At 61.2% G+C, this 15,235-nt stretch carries 12 protein-coding genes; 4 read left to right on the top strand and 8 right to left on the bottom strand.

The annotated features are described in order from the left end of the window. Positions 1–23: 23 nt before the first annotated feature. Positions 24–1,127 (top strand): endonuclease/exonuclease/phosphatase family protein, encoded by a 1,104-nt coding sequence (locus ACZ48V_RS14665; protein ID WP_464540357.1) that lies wholly within the window; start codon positions 24–26, stop codon positions 1,125–1,127. Positions 1,128–1,185: 58 nt separating this feature from the next. On the opposite strand, the gene ACZ48V_RS14660 is transcribed toward ACZ48V_RS14665, so the two are convergent. From ACZ48V_RS14660 to ACZ48V_RS14645, 4 genes are all read right to left on the bottom strand, one after another. Beyond that, positions 1,186–2,667: an ABC transporter permease/substrate-binding protein gene (locus ACZ48V_RS14660; protein ID WP_464540355.1), complete on the bottom strand. Its 1,482-nt coding sequence runs from the start codon at positions 2,665–2,667 to the stop codon at positions 1,186–1,188. Positions 2,668–2,679: 12 nt separating this feature from the next. After that, a complete protein-coding gene (locus tag ACZ48V_RS14655; RefSeq protein WP_464540353.1) occupies positions 2,680–3,423 on the bottom strand; it encodes an ATP-binding cassette domain-containing protein in 744 nt (247 codons plus the stop codon). 39 nt (positions 3,424–3,462) lie between these two features. After that, complete coding sequence (locus ACZ48V_RS14650) at positions 3,463–4,854, bottom strand: YfcC family protein (RefSeq protein ID WP_464540351.1); 1,392 nt, start codon at positions 4,852–4,854, stop codon at positions 3,463–3,465. A 143-nt stretch (positions 4,855–4,997) separates the two neighbouring features. Beyond that, the gene (locus ACZ48V_RS14645) at positions 4,998–5,486 is read right to left on the bottom strand and encodes a DUF2085 domain-containing protein (protein ID WP_464540349.1); all 489 of its coding nucleotides are present in this window, start codon (positions 5,484–5,486) and stop codon (positions 4,998–5,000) included. 173 nt (positions 5,487–5,659) lie between these two features. On the opposite strand from ACZ48V_RS14645, the gene groES reads away from it, so the two are divergent. After that, on the top strand, positions 5,660–5,950 hold the full coding sequence (gene groES / locus ACZ48V_RS14640; RefSeq protein WP_464540347.1) for a co-chaperone GroES: 291 nt from the start codon (positions 5,660–5,662) through the stop codon (positions 5,948–5,950). A gap of 111 nt (positions 5,951–6,061) precedes the next feature. Next, a complete protein-coding gene (gene groL / locus ACZ48V_RS14635; RefSeq protein ID WP_464540345.1) occupies positions 6,062–7,735 on the top strand; it encodes a chaperonin GroEL in 1,674 nt (557 codons plus the stop codon). Positions 7,736–7,888: 153 nt separating this feature from the next. Here groL and ACZ48V_RS14630 read toward each other — a convergent pair whose 3' ends face one another. Beyond that, entirely contained in the window at positions 7,889–9,676 is a 1,788-nt protein-coding gene (locus ACZ48V_RS14630; protein ID WP_464540343.1) for an LVIVD repeat-containing protein, read from the bottom strand. Positions 9,677–9,812: 136 nt separating this feature from the next. Further along, positions 9,813–10,652, bottom strand: coding sequence for a DUF305 domain-containing protein (locus ACZ48V_RS14625; RefSeq protein WP_464540341.1), 840 nt, complete (start codon positions 10,650–10,652; stop codon positions 9,813–9,815). A gap of 264 nt (positions 10,653–10,916) precedes the next feature. Here ACZ48V_RS14625 and ACZ48V_RS14620 point away from each other — a divergent pair, with 264 nt between their 5' ends. After that, positions 10,917–12,392, top strand: coding sequence for an MATE family efflux transporter (locus ACZ48V_RS14620; RefSeq protein ID WP_464540339.1), 1,476 nt, complete (start codon positions 10,917–10,919; stop codon positions 12,390–12,392). A gap of 58 nt (positions 12,393–12,450) precedes the next feature. Here ACZ48V_RS14620 and ACZ48V_RS14615 read toward each other — a convergent pair whose 3' ends face one another. Beyond that, positions 12,451–13,665, bottom strand: coding sequence for an SGNH/GDSL hydrolase family protein (locus ACZ48V_RS14615; protein ID WP_464540337.1), 1,215 nt, complete (start codon positions 13,663–13,665; stop codon positions 12,451–12,453). Between the two features lie 79 nt (positions 13,666–13,744). Next, a complete protein-coding gene (locus ACZ48V_RS14610) occupies positions 13,745–15,169 on the bottom strand; it encodes an OmpP1/FadL family transporter (protein ID WP_464540335.1) in 1,425 nt (474 codons plus the stop codon). Between the last annotated feature and the right edge of the window lie 66 nt (positions 15,170–15,235).

The following is a 15,235-nucleotide window of genomic DNA, read 5'->3' as shown; positions in this document are numbered from 1 at the left end:
CCGGTACGCTACGTTCTGCACGCATGTCGCTCGGTGGCTCCTTCCTGAAAACGCTGTTTACCGGACTGGCCGGGCTGGCAAACGTGGGGCTGATTCTGCTCTTTGCTACAGGCTATGCAAGCGCGTTTCTCCCGCCAGCATGGTTCTGGTGGACGTGGCTGCCGGCCTCGTTGCTTCCTTTCTGGGCGGCGGGGCTGCTTCTGGCGACAGCGGTACATTTTCTGCGTGGTCGGTGGGGATACGCAGCGCTACACGCTGTGCTGCTGGCACTCTTTCTAACGCGCGCTGGCCTGCCCTGGCCCAGCCCTCCCACGAGCCCCGATGCAGCATCGGTGCTCACTGTCATGAGCTTCAACTACACGCCCTTCGACCGCTCTGCAGATCAGCGTCCGCTGCTGCGCAACGAGCTGGGCACTCTGGCCGACACGCATGCGCCCGACCTCATCGCAATGCAGAGCATCCGCGTGTTTCAGCGGCGCGGGCAGCTGGCGTTCTCTGACCAGCTCGACACGCTGGCTACGGCAGGCTATCATGCCGAACCTGAGCAGAACGAAGCCTCCTACCTGGATACACGTGTGCCGCTCCTTCAGCGATCAGGTCCGGTCCTGCACCAGGAGCCCATCGTGCTTCCCGCACAGGAAGACATCGAGCGCCATGTTATGCGCTCGGAGTTGGAGTGGCATGGGCAACCTATCATCGTATACAATGTACATCTGCGCTCCTTTGAGCGAAGCCATGCACTCGACCTGCTCGCGCGCGGACGATACCGGACGGCGTTCCGGGAGCTTGTGGCGGTCTATCGCCGCGACGTGCTGCAACGTACCCGTGAGGCGCGCGAGCTGCGTGCTCTGCTCGATGAGGAGTCACAGCCTACGCTGCTTGTTGGCGACCTAAACGCATCGCCGTTTAACTGGGAGTACCGCCACGTGCGGGGGACATGGATCGACCCGGCGGCCGCGCTCGGGGGAAACTGGTGCTTTACCTGGCATACTCGCTTTCCGCTTGCTCGCATCGACCACGTGCTGGCCAGTAGCCACTGGCAGCCGCATGCCATGCAGGTGGATACGACCCGCATCTCAGATCACTACCCGCTCATCGTGGGGCTCTACCTGCGTGAGGACGCATAACAGCGCATAACAGAAAAGGATGTGTAGCAAGAAGGCTACTTTGTATCACGTTTTTGTATCACGTTCCTGCGTATCCTACTCCACGCTCGGCGATTTCGACGAGTCCGAGCAGGAGCACCGTAAGCAGCGCCGCTGGCAGGGTGCCTTCGAGAATGAGCCCGAGATCGGCGCGACGAATGCCGGTGAGGATCGGCTGGCCGTATCCCCCTGCTCCGATCAGCGCTCCCAGCGTGGCGGTGCCTACGTTGATAACCACAGCAATCTTGATTCCAGCAAAGACCGATGCGGCCGCGAGTGGAAGCTCTACGCGGCGAAGCATGGCCCATGCCGTGAGTCCAAGTGCACGGGCCGACGCAAGCAGCGGCGGGTCGATGTCGCGCAGGCCGGTGTATGTATTCCACACAATCGGGAGCAGGCTGTAGATGACCAGCGCCGTTACGGCGGGCACGTACCCCACGCCCAGCGGCGGCACCATAAGCGCAAGCAGCGCCAGCGACGGCACGGTATAGGTGAGCCCCACGGCCACCAGAATGCCGGGCCCAAGCCACGCCGTTTTTGCAGCTATAATGCCAAGCGGAAGGCTCAGCAGCACGGCCAGCACAAGCGACACCCCGGTAAGCGCCAGATGCTCCTGCGTGCGGGTCCACACGCGACGGGTGCGCGTGTCGGAGGCTCGCGTAGCGGATGGAGCAATGCCCAGTGTGCGCTCGACAAACGCAGCTGCGACCTCGCGCTCGGGGCGTCCCTGCACGGCGGCCTCGGCATTCAGGGCACGCATGGTGTCGGCGGGAAAGCGCCCTTCGAGTGCCTGCAGTGCATCGACTGCCGACGGCGCACGCTCCTGCAGGTCGGCGCGGTAGAGCAGCACCGCCCGGTAGTCCGGAAAGTGGTCCCGGTCATCGCGCAGCACGCGCAGGTTGTAGCGCTCAATCTCGGCATCGGTCGAGTAGAGGTCGATCACGTCGAGCGCTCCGTTGGCAAGCGCACGATAGGCAATGTCGTGGTCGAGTCCCCGTGGATTGAACGGAAGAGCGTACGCCTGCCGCAGCGCGGGCCAGCCGTCGCTGCGCTCCATAAACTCGTTGGTGAACCCGACGCGCAGGTCAGGGTGCTCGCGCAGGTCCGAGATGCGGGCGATGCCACGCGCTTCGGCGTGCTCCGGACGCATTCCCAGCGCATACGTGTTGTTGAAACCAAGCTCGCCGGTCATGCGGATGCCATGGCGGGCCAGCACATCGGGCAGGGCGGCGGGCGTTACGTCGGTATCCGACAGAATCTCCTCGATGAGCGTGCCGGTGTATTCGGGATACGCATCGATGTCGCCGCGCACGAGCGCCTCCCACAGAAAGCGAGACCCGCCCAGCTGCTCGCGGTGTCGGACCGGGCGGCCGGTGTCGCGCAGCGCATGCGTGGCTACCCAGCCCAGCACCACGCTCTCGGTGAATGCCTTTGAGCCCACGGTGAGCGTCGAATCTTGCGCGGCGGCAGGCTCCGCGCTGAGGAAACACAAGAGCAGGGCAAAGCAGAAGGAGCGAAGCATAGCAGAAAGGCTCTACGTATCGAGTGCGGAGGCGAGCGATCGCTGCGCCTGCACAAAGTCAGACACGAAAGAGGACGCAGGATTGTCGAGAAGCGCACGGAAGGGGGCGTGTTGCGCTACGCTTCCCTCCCGTAGCAGCACAATCTGGTCGCCAAAGTAGGCGGCCTCGTGCAGGTTATGGGTAACGAGCACCACGGTCTTGCTGAGCGTCTGGAAGATACGCCGCAGGTCGGTCTGCAGGTCGGCACGGATAAGCGGATCGAGCGCGCCCAGCGGCTCGTCGAGCAGCAGAAGCGGCGGGTCGAGCATGAGCGCACGCATCAGGCTCACGCGCTGCCGCTGCCCGCCCGACAGCTGTGGGGGATGCACCGAAAGGCGCTCTGCCGGCAGCTGCACCAGGTCGACCAGCGTGCGGATGCGCTCCTCGATGCGCGCCGTAGACCAGCCAAGATGGCGGGGCAGAAGCGCCACGTTCTCGCGAGCGCTCAGATGCGGAAAGAGCCCGCCTTCCTGAATGACGTATCCCATGCGGTGGCGCAGCGCACGCATGTCGGAGTCCGCGATGGGGATGCCGTCAACAGCAATCGTCCCCGCATCCGGCTGAATGAGCCCGATGATCAGCCGCAGGAGCGTCGACTTGCCGCATCCGCTGGGACCGATGAGCACGGTCGTCTCCCCCTCCGTTATGCCGAGCGATACATCGTCGACGGCACGGGTCGTGTTGAACGTTTTGGTGACGTTGCGGAGCGTAACCATGGGCAGAGGGGAAGCAGAAACAGGGTTTCGGAGGATGCACTACGCGTAGCCGATCCACACCGCGCCGACGAGCGCGAGGGCACTCAGCACGAGCAGCTTCAGAATGAGCGGTCCGATGAACCGCAGCCAGCGATCGTACGGGATGCCGGCGAGTCCGAGGATGCCCATAAGCACCGGATTGGTCGGCACGATCATGTTCATGAGGCCATCGCCCAGTTGAAAAGCGAGCACACTAATCTGGCGCGATACCCCCAGCAGATCGCCGATTGGCGCCATGAGCGGCATCGTCACGAACGCCTGTCCGCTGCCCGAGGGGATGACCAGGTTCAGCACGCTCTGCACGAAGAGCATGCCCACGGCAGCCACCTCGGCGGTGCCCCACTCCAGCAGCGATGCGCCGGCATACACGACCGTGTGCAGGACCTCCGCATCCTCCATGATAAGCGCGATGGCCCGGGCCACCCCGATGAGCAGGGCCGTTCCGGCAAGTTGAGCCGCGCCTTTTGAAAATGCCTTTGCGGCTGCATCTGCCCCGAGCCGCCCGACCGGAGCCGCCACCAGCGCGAGCACGATAAACAGTCCGCTGAGCTCCGTCAGGTACCAGCCCTGCTGAATGATGCCCCACACCAGCACGCCAAGGCCGGTTAGCGTGACGGCCAAGACACCCCAGTGATGCGTTTGAAGCTTCGGGATCTCCCCCAGGTCGTGCTCCTGCGCGGCGGGTATGTCGTGCACCAGGCTCTGCATCGGGTCTTGTTGGATGCGTTGCGCATAGCGCCACACATGGTGAATACCCACCGCGAGAAACGGGACGATGAGCGCAGCGCGGTATCCCATACCCGAGCCAGGGGCGACATCAGCGACATCCTGCGCTACCAGCAGCGTAAACGGATTGAGCAGGGCCACGCCATACCCGATGCCATAGCCCACGACCATCGTGCCGATAGCTACGATCGCATCCAGCTTCATGGCGAGGCAGAGCGCCACGAGGATGATGGCGAACGGGATGTACTCCTCGGCCATGCCGAAGGTAGCCGAGGCGCCAGCGAACATCGCCATGCCGCCCGTAATGAGCAGCAGAGGCGACTGCCCGAAGCGGTCGAGCACGCGCCCCAGGATTGCGTCGATGGTGCCGGTTTCGCGCACCACCGCCAGCGCGCCGCCTACGATCAGCACAAAGAAGATGATGCCCTGTGCATCGGCCAGTGCTCGGGGGATGACGGTGAACAGCTCGGTGATAGAAGCGCCGCTTTGTTCGTCGAGCGTCTCGAAGGTGCCAGGCACGACCACCTCACGTCCGGCATCGTCGGTAGTCATCTCAAAGGCGCCCGCCGGAATGATATGCGTGGCCGTCCATGCGATAAGCAGAAAGCCGAGAAGGAGCACCAGCGTGTGCGGCACCGAAACGCGTTCGAGCAGTTCGCGGAGCATAGGAGGATAGAAGCTTGACAGAAGAGACGCGTTCGGTGAAGGCTGCGTGCGGCGTTCGGTTCCGGGTTGCAGGTCTGGGAGCAGACAGTTGATGCACCGGCTGGGCCTCCGATTCAGTTTCTGCGTGCCAGTTTCTGCCCGTGTCAGCGCATGTCAGCATGCTCAGGGGCCGTGGTAGAAAACACCAGCGCTGCCACGATAAAGAGTCCAGCCGTGCCGCCAAGCAGGGCGCCTGTCAGGGCACGCGAGAGCGGGATATTTGTCCAGAGTCCAAGCCACGGTCCGGCCCAGTCGATCAGGGCCGGAAGAAGGCCTGCGGCCAGCCATGCGGGATGAATGCGGGGCAGAGTGCGGCGTATCAGTCCCCACCATCCTCCTACCGCCACGCCGATCACAGCCCCGCTGTAGACGCCGATACAGCGGTCGCACACCGCCAACGGGGTACCATCGAGGTGCGGCATACGGGCTGGGATCTGGTGGCAGAAGGGGGCAAACGCCTGCATGAATACCGCCTGCAGGTGGGTTGGCAGCCAGGGAGGAGCCAGGGCGAAAAGCAAGAGAACGAGCGCCGTGATCTGCAACCCAAGCCACCCCCAGCGGGCACGCGCCACGGTGTCAAATGGTGGAGGCATGTTACGTCGGGAAGAGCATATGATCTTACGTTAAAAGGAGCTACAAAACGGAACACCCAGCAAGGGGTCTGGTTCAGCGAAGTGGTATTGTTAGCACTCACCACAGGCGGGTGCTAATAAGAAAACCGATCCATGCTTTACGCTGGTAATCATTCATCAAAGAGGGATCTACTATGGCAAGCATTAAACCACTGGGCGACCGCGTTGTGGTCGAACCCAAACCTGCAGAGGAAAAAACGGACAGCGGCCTTTACATTCCTGATTCTGCTCAGGAGAAGCCGCAGAAAGGCACCGTCGTTGCCATCGGCCCCGGCCGCGTGGAGAACGGCAACAAGATTGACCTGACCGTCTCTGAAGGCGACCAGGTGCTTTATGGGAAGTACTCGGGCACTGAAGTAACCCTCGACGGGAAGGATTTCCTGATCATGCGTGAGAGCGACATCTTTGGTGTCGTAGAAGACTAACCGCGTCTTCAGCGCAGGAAGGTAAATCTTCTTTCCGCGTTCTGTAGCCGCCGGATCTTGCAGGCGGCCCCCAAACTTTGAGTTTACTCAATAACCACCTACCAACGTACTATGGCTAAACAAATTGTATTCGACGCAGAGGCGCGCAACGCGCTGAAAGAAGGCGTTGACAAGCTGGCGCGCGCCGTAAAGGTGACGCTCGGCCCGAAAGGCCGCAACGTCGTAATCGAAAAATCCTTTGGCGCCCCTACTATCACGAAAGACGGTGTATCGGTCGCGAAAGAGATTGAGCTTGAGAAAAAGCTTGAGAATGTCGGCGCACAGATGGTCAAGGAGGTCGCTTCGAAGACCTCGGACGTAGCCGGCGACGGCACGACCACGGCGACCGTTCTCGCCCAGGCGATTGTAACGCAGGGCCTGAAGAGCGTAACCGCCGGGTCGAACCCGATGGATCTGAAGCGCGGCATTGAATCCGCCGTAAAGGCCATTGTGGCTGATCTGCACACGCAGAGTAACCCGGTTGAAGGCAAAGACCGCATCTCGCAGGTCGCTACCATTTCGGCCAACAATGACGACGCCATTGGCGAACTCATTGCGGATGCGTTTGACCGTGTCGGCACCGATGGGGTCATCACGGTTGAAGAAGCCAGCGGCATCGAGACGTATCTCGAAGTCGTGGAAGGCATGCAGTTCGATCGCGGCTACCTGTCGCCGTACTTCGTGACCGATTCCGACGAGATGGAAGCGGTGCTCGAAGATGCATATGTGCTGATCCACGACGACAAGATCAGCAACATGAAGGACCTGCTGCCGATTCTTGAGAAGGCATCGCAGGCTGGCAAGCCGCTGCTCATCATTGCGGAGAACATCGAAGGCGAAGCCCTCGCTACGCTCGTAGTGAACAAGCTGCGCGGTACGCTGAAGGTTGCTGCCGTGAAAGCTCCTGGCTTCGGCGACCGCCGCAAGGCCATGCTCGAAGACATTGGCGTACTCACCGGTGGCACCGTCATCAGTGAGGAGAAAGGCTACCGCCTCGAAAACGCCACGCTCGACTACCTCGGGCAGGCCAACCGCATCACGATCGACAAGGACACCACGACGATCGTGGACGGAGCCGGTCAGGAAGAGCAGATCAGCGCTCGCGCCAACCAGATCCGTCAGCAGATTGACAACTCTTCTTCGGACTACGACCGCGACAAGCTGCAGGAGCGTCTTGCGAAGCTCTCTGGCGGCGTAGCGGTGCTCAAGGTCGGTGCAGCTACCGAGCCTGAGATGAAGGAGAAGAAGGCCCGCGTTGAAGATGCGCTCCACGCCACGCGTGCAGCCATCGAAGAAGGCGTGCTGCCCGGCGGTGGCGTTGCGTACCTGCGTGCGCTGCACACCCTCGATAACCTCGACGTAGAGAATCAGGATCAGGAGATCGGCATCTCGATCGTGCGCCGCGCGCTCGAAGAGCCGCTCCGTCAGATCTCTTCGAACGCCGGAATGGAAGGTTCGATTGTGGTGCAGCGCGTGAAAGAAGGCGAAGGCGACTTCGGCTTCAACGCCCGCACTGAAGAGTACGGCCCGCTGCTTGAGCAGGGCGTCCTCGATCCGACGAAGGTGACGCGCAGCGCACTGGAGAACGCCGGATCGGTTGCCGGACTGCTGCTTACCACCGAATCCGTAATTGCTGACCGTGAGTCGGAAGACGATGACAACGGCGGCGGCGGAGGCGGTGCCCCGGGAGGCGGCGGAATGCCTGCCGGAATGGGCGGAATGGGCGGAATGGGTGGCATGATGTAAAGCCCCTCGTTTCGCGCACACCGCGCGCAACACGGCCCAACAATGAAGCGGCGGCGCTCCTGCTTAGGAGCGTCGCCGCTTCTTTTTTTGATGGGTTTCGTTGATGCGAGGCCAGTACCGACAGAATCTTCTCTGGCTCTGTATGCTTCCTGCCTACATTGAAGCAGCGAGGTCAGAGGCGGCATCAGCGATGGCTTGCACGCGAGCTGGGTCGGTTGTGCCCGACTTTGTGGCTTCGGTCATCTCGGCAGCAAGGGCTGAGAGCGCGTCTCGCTGGGCGCTCGGGTCGGTCATCGCTTCGATGCGATCGAGCTCGTCGGCAACTTCGGTAAGCTGCGACTGCGGAAGGACTTCGTGGCGCTGAGCCTGGTCGAGATAGGCCCGTACGACAGCAAAGTGCGCTGGCCACTCGTTGCGCGGCTGGTGCTGTGGATTGAACTGGTCGTAGCTTACCAGCTTAGCTGCTTCCAACTCGTTTTCGGTGAGATGCTCGCTCGCCTCCAGTTCAAACACGTCGAATCCGCGTGCAATCTCGGTTCCGTAGATGTATCCGTTGTACCAGTACGTGGACCAGTACCCGGCTACGTAGAGCTGGTCGTCGTCCATCGGGCCTCGGTCGAAGAAGGCAATTTCGTACGGGTCGGAGGGATCGGTAAAGTCAAAGACCGACACGCCGCCCTGGTACCAGCCCTGCACTTTGATGTCGCGCCCCGGCACAGGGATCAACGATCCGTTGTGGGCAACGCAATTCTCGGTGCTGGTCTGTGGTACTGGAATCTTGTAGTACCCGGCGTGCTGCATCTCGCCATCTTGGAGATGGAACAGTGCGTTGGCGCCCCAGTCGATCGGGTCGTCGGGGCGGCAGCGTGGTGAGGTGCCGCCTCCCCACTCGTCGGTGAAAAGAACCGACGTGCCGTCGTTGTTGAATGTGGCTGAGTGCCAGAACGCAAAGTTCGAATCCTCCACCTCATCGATGCGCTCGGGGCTGGCGGGATCGGAGATGTCGAGCAGAATGCCGTTGCCTGAGCAGGCTCCCGCTGCAAGTCCTAACTCAGGGTAGATGGTGATGTCGTGGCAGCGGTTCGTAGAGCGCGTCTGCTGCGTGTCCTCGCCGTGGTCGCCTCCAGGCCAGAGTCCATCCGGGTCCCCTGTTTCCTGATCTGCAAACACCCGCGGCTCGCTCACGATACGAGCGGTTTCGGGCGCATCCAGCGGTACCTGGATAACTTCGATCTGGAAAAGTGACGTTTCGGGGTCTTCCGCCGGAGGCAGGTCAGAGCAGCCTTCCAGTTCAGCGCTGTGGCGCACGAAGCTCGTGCCCGACACATATACGTAGAGGTTTTCATCGTCGTGAGGCGAGTCGAGCAAGGTGTGCGTATGCGACCCGCGGCAGGTCTGAACGGCTGCAACCTGCTCCGGCGCCGACACGTCGCTGATGTCGAAGATACGAACGCCGCGAAAGCGCTCCTCATCAACCGCTCCCGAGGTGCCCTGCGGCCCGCAGTCGAGGCGTCCGCGGGCTTGCTCGACGGACATGAACACGAGGTCGCCGTGAATGGAGACGTCGCCCTGGCCGCCCGGACATACGACCGTTGTTTTTAGCTCGGGGGCCTCTGGATTCGAAATGTCGTAGATCATGAACCCACTGAAGTTGCCCACCACAGCGTAGTTGTCGCGAAAGCCCATATCGGAGTTCGCGTAGTTCAAATCGCCGGGATCGTCTGGGTTAATAAAGACATCGGGGCGCGGGTCAGAAGCCAGGATGCGCATGTGCCGGGCGGCTTCTTCGGCATCATACCATCCGGCTTCGAGTCCAATACGTGGATCATCCGGATCCCACCAGATGTCGTCAGCGTCAGCATCTTGGGCGATGGCCGGGGCCGTCAGCGCCAACATCAGTGCAAGCGTGACAAGTCCAAATACGTAGCGAGGCAAGGTCATAGAAACGGGAACGATTAACAGGGAAACGTAAAAGGGTAGAGGGATGCGGGGCGCGCAGGAGCGGCCTCGTCGCGTAATGGGCTAAATGCGGATTGCTGCAGCTGCCTGAAGCTCCGAAAGCCTTTTGAGACCGTTTTTACTCGTACGCAGTGAGCATGCGCTGCATCCGGCGAATCTCAGTGTCTTGGGCAGACTCGACGTGCGATGCGAACAGGTCGATCGTACTCTCTTGCCCCCCTCCGGGCGACTGGTAGAGCTCTTCGACCATGATTACAGCGCCTTCGTGGTGGTAGATCATAAACTCAAGGAAGAGCTGCTCGAAGCGCTCGCCCTCCGCATCAGCCAGCTGCTGCATCTGGTCGGGACTCAGCATCCCAACCATGTCGGAGTGGTCATGCATGGCATGGTCGGCATGTCCGTCATGATCGGAGTCGCTGTGATCGGCGTGCTCATGATCCATCGTGGTTTCAGAACCGCTGTGGTGGGCGCTGTGCTGACTGCTGTGGATGGCGTCGCCCGCAGCACTCTCATGCACGATGGGTGGCAGCGATGGCACCTCGGCATCGCGGTCATTCAGCCACTGTACCATCTGCGCGATTTCGTCGGCCTGAGCCCGTTCGATGCGAAGCGCCAGGCTCCGGAGCCGCTCATCTGCCGTGCGCTCCTCAACCAGCGCTGTCATCTCAAGCGCCTGGGTATGGTGCAGGATCATGTCTTGCATGAACGTGATGTCGGCCTCGGTATGTGCGGGAGTGCCTCGGTCGGTCGTGGTGTCGTATGCGCGGCTCGGTTCGCCCGGCGCACCCGGACGCACCACCGAGGACGAGGTGCCGGCTGTATCCGATACGATAATAGTGCGCACGACGCGGTCCGCGTCGTCCAGGTCGGCCTTCTGCGCGTGCCCTACAGGCGCAAAAACCAGCCCGAGCAGGGCAGCTCCAATGATACCGGTGGTAAAGCGTATAGCAGTAGACATGGCCAGTAAGCGACGGTAAAGAGAGACACAGTAGATTCCATGTGCGTGGTGTAGGGACACATGGTACACGCGTAATGTACAAAGCGTTCGCTTAATCTTCTACTGCTTTAGGGCGCATCGAAAACAGCAGGAGCCCCGTCCATAACATACGTCATCTTCTGAGGCGCTCGCAGCGCGAGATACGCGAGTGGCGGGCAACGTGTAAAGATGTCGGTGTGCAAGCAACCGCCTCCTGCAGCATAGCCGTATGCAATAGATAGCATCATGCCTCGCAACCCCTCTTATCATACCACACGGTTCTACGTGCGCGCTTTGCAAAACCCGGTTCGAGCGCTTCTTCAGCAGGTCGGGCGCTTACTGGCTTATCTGGGGCTGATCGACCGGACCCATGTACGACCCATATCGGATCTGGCATGGCCGCGCATTGTGACGGGCGTGGCGCGCATGTCAAAGGCCACCGCCGACGTGGCGATGGTCGGTATTGCGGTTGGATCTGCAGGCATTGCGGGCATCGGCTACGGCGTGCCATACTGGACACTCGCTTACATGGTGGGCGGAGGCATCGCAGGCGGAACCATCAGCTTGGTATCACAGCGATTCGGGGCGGGCGATCACGCTGGTATTACCACGGCCGTCGTACAGAGTGCGGTGTTGGGCGTGCTTACCACCGTTCCGCTCGTCATAGCCTTCGGAATGTTCACCGAGCCCCTCATCCGGCTGATCGGATCCGGTGAGGAGGCCGTAGCGCACGGCGTAGCGTACCTGACGATCGCCAGCCTCGCGATGCCGTTTGCTGCGCTCAACCTGGTAGGCAGCCGTGCCCTCGTCGGGTCTAACGAGGCATGGATTCCGATGGTCATCCGGGCCGGTGGGGCAGTGGCCAACGTGATCTTCAGCGGCGTGCTGATCTTCGTCTTTGACCTGGGCGTGGTGGGAGCTGCGATTGGTACGGTTGTTGGCGGGGCCTCGGTGACGGTCGTGCTCGCGTGGGGCTTTGTGCGGGGCCGCCTTCCGTTCGTTGGGGCGCTCCCTATTCAGTGGGATGCCCGGGCCGTACTCGGCGAGCGCGATACGGCGCGTCATCTGATACGCGTAGCCACGCCACTGGCCTTGCGTAAGATAGCTCAGGGAGGCGGACGCTTCCCGATGATGGCGATTGTGGCCATGTTTGGCCCTAACGTCGTGGCGGCCTACGTGGTGGCGCTGCGGATGCGCGGACTGATGAACACCCCGGGATGGGGCTTCGGACTGGCATCAAGCAGTCTGGTCGGACAGGCACTGGGGCGTCGAGAAGAGGACACGGCGCGCTCATACGGCGACGATGCACTGCGCTTCACGGTCGCTGTGTATGCGATTGTCGCTGCAGTGGTCTTTATCGCCGCAGAGCCAATCAGCTACGTCTTCGTACAGGATCCTGAAGTGCTGCCTACTACAGCTGCGTTGCTACGCGCTACATGCGTGAGTGTAGTATTGCATGGCATGCTCAACGGAGCCCTCGGTCCGCTGCGCGCAAGCGGCGATACCACCTGGCCGTTTTATGGACAGATTGCCGGGCTCTTTCTGTTTGCGCTTCCTGTAGCCTACGCGGGGGCTGTTACCCCGCTCGCTCTGTGGGGCATATACCTGGCGCTCGTCTTCGAAACCGCTGTTCCGGGCCTGGTAACCTACTACCGCTACCGTAGCGGACGTTGGCTGGCGGTGAACCGGATGTATCGGAGTACTGCGCAGTCGTCGTCATAGGAATGGCTGCGCGGCGTATTTCATCTCTGCATTCGCCGGGAAAGCGTTAGGCACGGCCTTATTGCACCGGTTGCAGGGACGTGCCGTACTGGGCGTTGATCGCCTCGATAGTGGCGTTAGCGACCTGCTGGTGGGTGCTATTGCTGGGATGTACGCCATCAAGTGAGAAGGCGCTTCCGAAAAAGGCCTCCGGATCCTGGAAGTTGGGGAATGGAGGGATATCACCAGCGTCGCGAAGGCCTTGCAAGACTGTGTTTGTTGGCGCATATGCCCAACCACGGCTCTGGGCCTGGGTCTGGATAAATTGGTTATACGCAGCGACCCGCTCTTTCAGCAGCGTGATCTCGCCCTCATCCAGCACGCGTGCATCGTCGGCGCAGTTGAGCGTTACGTTTTCACCAGCAAGCGCGGTAGTAAACAGGTTGAAGAGGCCATAAGAAGCAGGAACGAGGGTGGTCGTACCCTGCTGTGCTGGGCTACAGCTGGCATCTACGTCGAAGGACCCCCAGGCTGAACTCAGTGCGGTGCCGGCGGCGTTAATCTCGTCCTCCAGTGCAAAGTAGGCAGCGCCTGCCGAAAAGTGGGGGATCAGGGTCGGGTCGGCTACGCCGTAGAGCACGCCGCCCTCGGCGCCTGCGTCTTCAAGTGCATCGAGCGCTTCAGTGTAGTCGCTCGTGAACTCACCAACAGATGTGACATTCGCCTCGCTGACCTGCCCGGAAAGGGCCGCGCCCAGCACGTCGTTGTTGCCAATCCACATAGAGACGAACGTGGGTTGGGCCGCTACCGCTGTTTCTACCTGGGTGCGTCCGCCCAGAAAGAGCTGGGTAAGCACATTGCTGTTGGAGCCCTGACCCACGTTCAGCAGGTCGTTTACCGCAGCGCCGGGAACAGCTGTGTTGTTAATCTGGGCAGGGAGTGGGGTGTCGCGTAGCCCACAGGTGTCGTCTTCCCCATCGCCGTCGCGGGCGCCGGTGAGCGGGTTAACAACAGGAGGCGGGCAGCCGGGTGCGTTCAGCAGCGGAGCATCAAACGCAGTCCCCATCTGCTCGGCCAGGAGTACAGGGTAGGCTGCCTGCTGCGTGGCAGGACTAATGCCATTCGACTGGAACCCGGCGGTAATGCTGTTACCGAGCGAGACGTAGCGGTCGAAGAGTTCGTCTTCGACCGGGGGAGGCGTAAGTGTGTCGTCGTCACAGCCAGCAAGCAGCAGCATGCTGCCAATCAGCAGTCCGAGAAACAGGGTGAAATGTCGCGAGCGGAGGGTAAACATAAGTCAGTACTAAAATGGATGCAGCGGGGAAGCGATCAGGAAGAGCCCTGCGGTGCGAAGAGCGTGTAGCGTAAAGCACCTACAGCGACAGCGTGGCCGTAAGTCCAAACAGATGGGCATCGAAACTGTAGAGTCCATTCGTATCGGGACGGCCGTCAACCAGCCCCCGCGTACGTCCTCGACGGTCGTTCTGCCCGAGGTACTGATACGCTGCGTTGAGCTGCAAGAAGTCGGTTGTCTGCCAGCCTACGCCCAGCGTAACGTGGTTACGGTCATCCTCAGGAAGCAGAGGCGTTACGACCTCATCGGGCGCCGCTGCCTGGTTGAAGAGATAGCCTCCCCGTAGGGTTACAGCATCAGTGATCACGTATTCGGCCCCGAGGCGCACCGCGTTGGTGTTGCCATAGTTCTCCTGACGCGTCTGCGTTAGCTCCTCGCGCTCAAACTCAAGCGTAATCTCATCGAAGTCCGACCAGCTGGTCCACTGGTAGTCTGCCATCAGGGTGAGACGATCTGTCGCATCCACGCTCATGCCCAGCACGAGCTGCGCAGGCATCGTGAGCGAGGTTTCGATGTCTTGCTCTACGAAAAGCGCATCTTCGTTCGAGGGGTTGAACTGATTGGCGAGGAGTGCATCGAGAGTCGGGAAGATTGTGACCGGCTGGCCCAGGATGTCGTTCAGCGGGGGAATGGTAGGGATGCCGGTTTCAATCTGTTCGAAGGTAGCCGTGCCCTCATAGTCGAGTTTAACCGGGGTAAGGAACCGGGCGCCCAGTCGAATCCGATCGGTCGCCTTCACTTGCACGCCCAGGTGCCCTCCAAACCCTGTGGCTCCGGAGCCCTCGAGCTTCGAGTCAGCAAACGCAGTATGAAAAGGTACGCCAATCTCCCCAAACGTGATTTCGCTTCCGGGTAGCGGCACGCTTGAAAGGTCAGCAACCTGATTCAGCTCAACATTGCCGATGACGACCGTGGGCCCCCCGCCAATTGAAATGCGATCGGTGAGCTGGTACGATACCGTCGGCTGGATGTAGATGGATTCGACGCTATTGTCGTACCCTTCAAACGCGCCATCGAACGTACGATCCCACTCGGTTGCGAGTCCGTACGGCACAAACACGCCGAGTCCGACAGCGAGATCGGGCGAAACGCTATACGACGCGTACAGGTGCGGCGCAGGAATGGGCGAGTTCTGCAGGTCGGTCGTCTGCCGGGTGATGTCGTCTGTGAACGAGCCGCCTGCTGCGATGAGTGTGGTACCCAGGCTGATCGTCGTGCCGTTGGTACCTGTGAGCGCTGCCGGGTTGAAGAAGATGTCGGAGGCGTCGTTACAGGTGGTGGCAACGCCCGCACCGGCGCGCGCCATAACGCAGCTCCCCTGCTCATATACGCCGAAGCCCTGCGCCCGCGCTGTCTCGGGGATCAGCAGAACGACCATGAGGCCAGTAAGTGCAATGGCAGCAAGTAAGCGCTTCCAATATGGAGGAGTACTACGATGAGTCATAGGGAGGGGGCGTGAGGGTGAGCAATCTAAACGGGACGCGGGGCCCACGGGCCGTGTGAGGTGGGC

Source organism: Longimonas haloalkaliphila (assembly GCF_055379825.1).
The sequence above is the reverse complement of the archived record's forward strand: the minus strand, read 5'-3'. Positions and strand labels throughout refer to the sequence as shown.

Coding starts and splice junctions, on each gene's coding strand:
- ACZ48V_RS14665 (WP_464540357.1), top strand. CDS start 24: ATGTCGCTCGGTGGCTCCTTCCTGAAAACGCTGTTTACCGGACTGGCC.
- ACZ48V_RS14660 (WP_464540355.1), bottom strand. CDS start 2,667: ATGCTTCGCTCCTTCTGCTTTGCCCTGCTCTTGTGTTTCCTCAGCGCG.
- ACZ48V_RS14655 (WP_464540353.1), bottom strand. CDS start 3,423: ATGGTTACGCTCCGCAACGTCACCAAAACGTTCAACACGACCCGTGCC.
- ACZ48V_RS14650 (WP_464540351.1), bottom strand. CDS start 4,854: ATGCTCCGCGAACTGCTCGAACGCGTTTCGGTGCCGCACACGCTGGTG.
- ACZ48V_RS14645 (WP_464540349.1), bottom strand. CDS start 5,486: ATGCCTCCACCATTTGACACCGTGGCGCGTGCCCGCTGGGGGTGGCTT.
- groES (WP_464540347.1), top strand. CDS start 5,660: ATGGCAAGCATTAAACCACTGGGCGACCGCGTTGTGGTCGAACCCAAA.
- groL (WP_464540345.1), top strand. CDS start 6,062: ATGGCTAAACAAATTGTATTCGACGCAGAGGCGCGCAACGCGCTGAAA.
- ACZ48V_RS14630 (WP_464540343.1), bottom strand. CDS start 9,676: ATGACCTTGCCTCGCTACGTATTTGGACTTGTCACGCTTGCACTGATG.
- ACZ48V_RS14625 (WP_464540341.1), bottom strand. CDS start 10,652: ATGTCTACTGCTATACGCTTTACCACCGGTATCATTGGAGCTGCCCTG.
- ACZ48V_RS14620 (WP_464540339.1), top strand. CDS start 10,917: ATGCCTCGCAACCCCTCTTATCATACCACACGGTTCTACGTGCGCGCT.
- ACZ48V_RS14615 (WP_464540337.1), bottom strand. CDS start 13,665: ATGTTTACCCTCCGCTCGCGACATTTCACCCTGTTTCTCGGACTGCTG.
- ACZ48V_RS14610 (WP_464540335.1), bottom strand. CDS start 15,169: ATGACTCATCGTAGTACTCCTCCATATTGGAAGCGCTTACTTGCTGCC.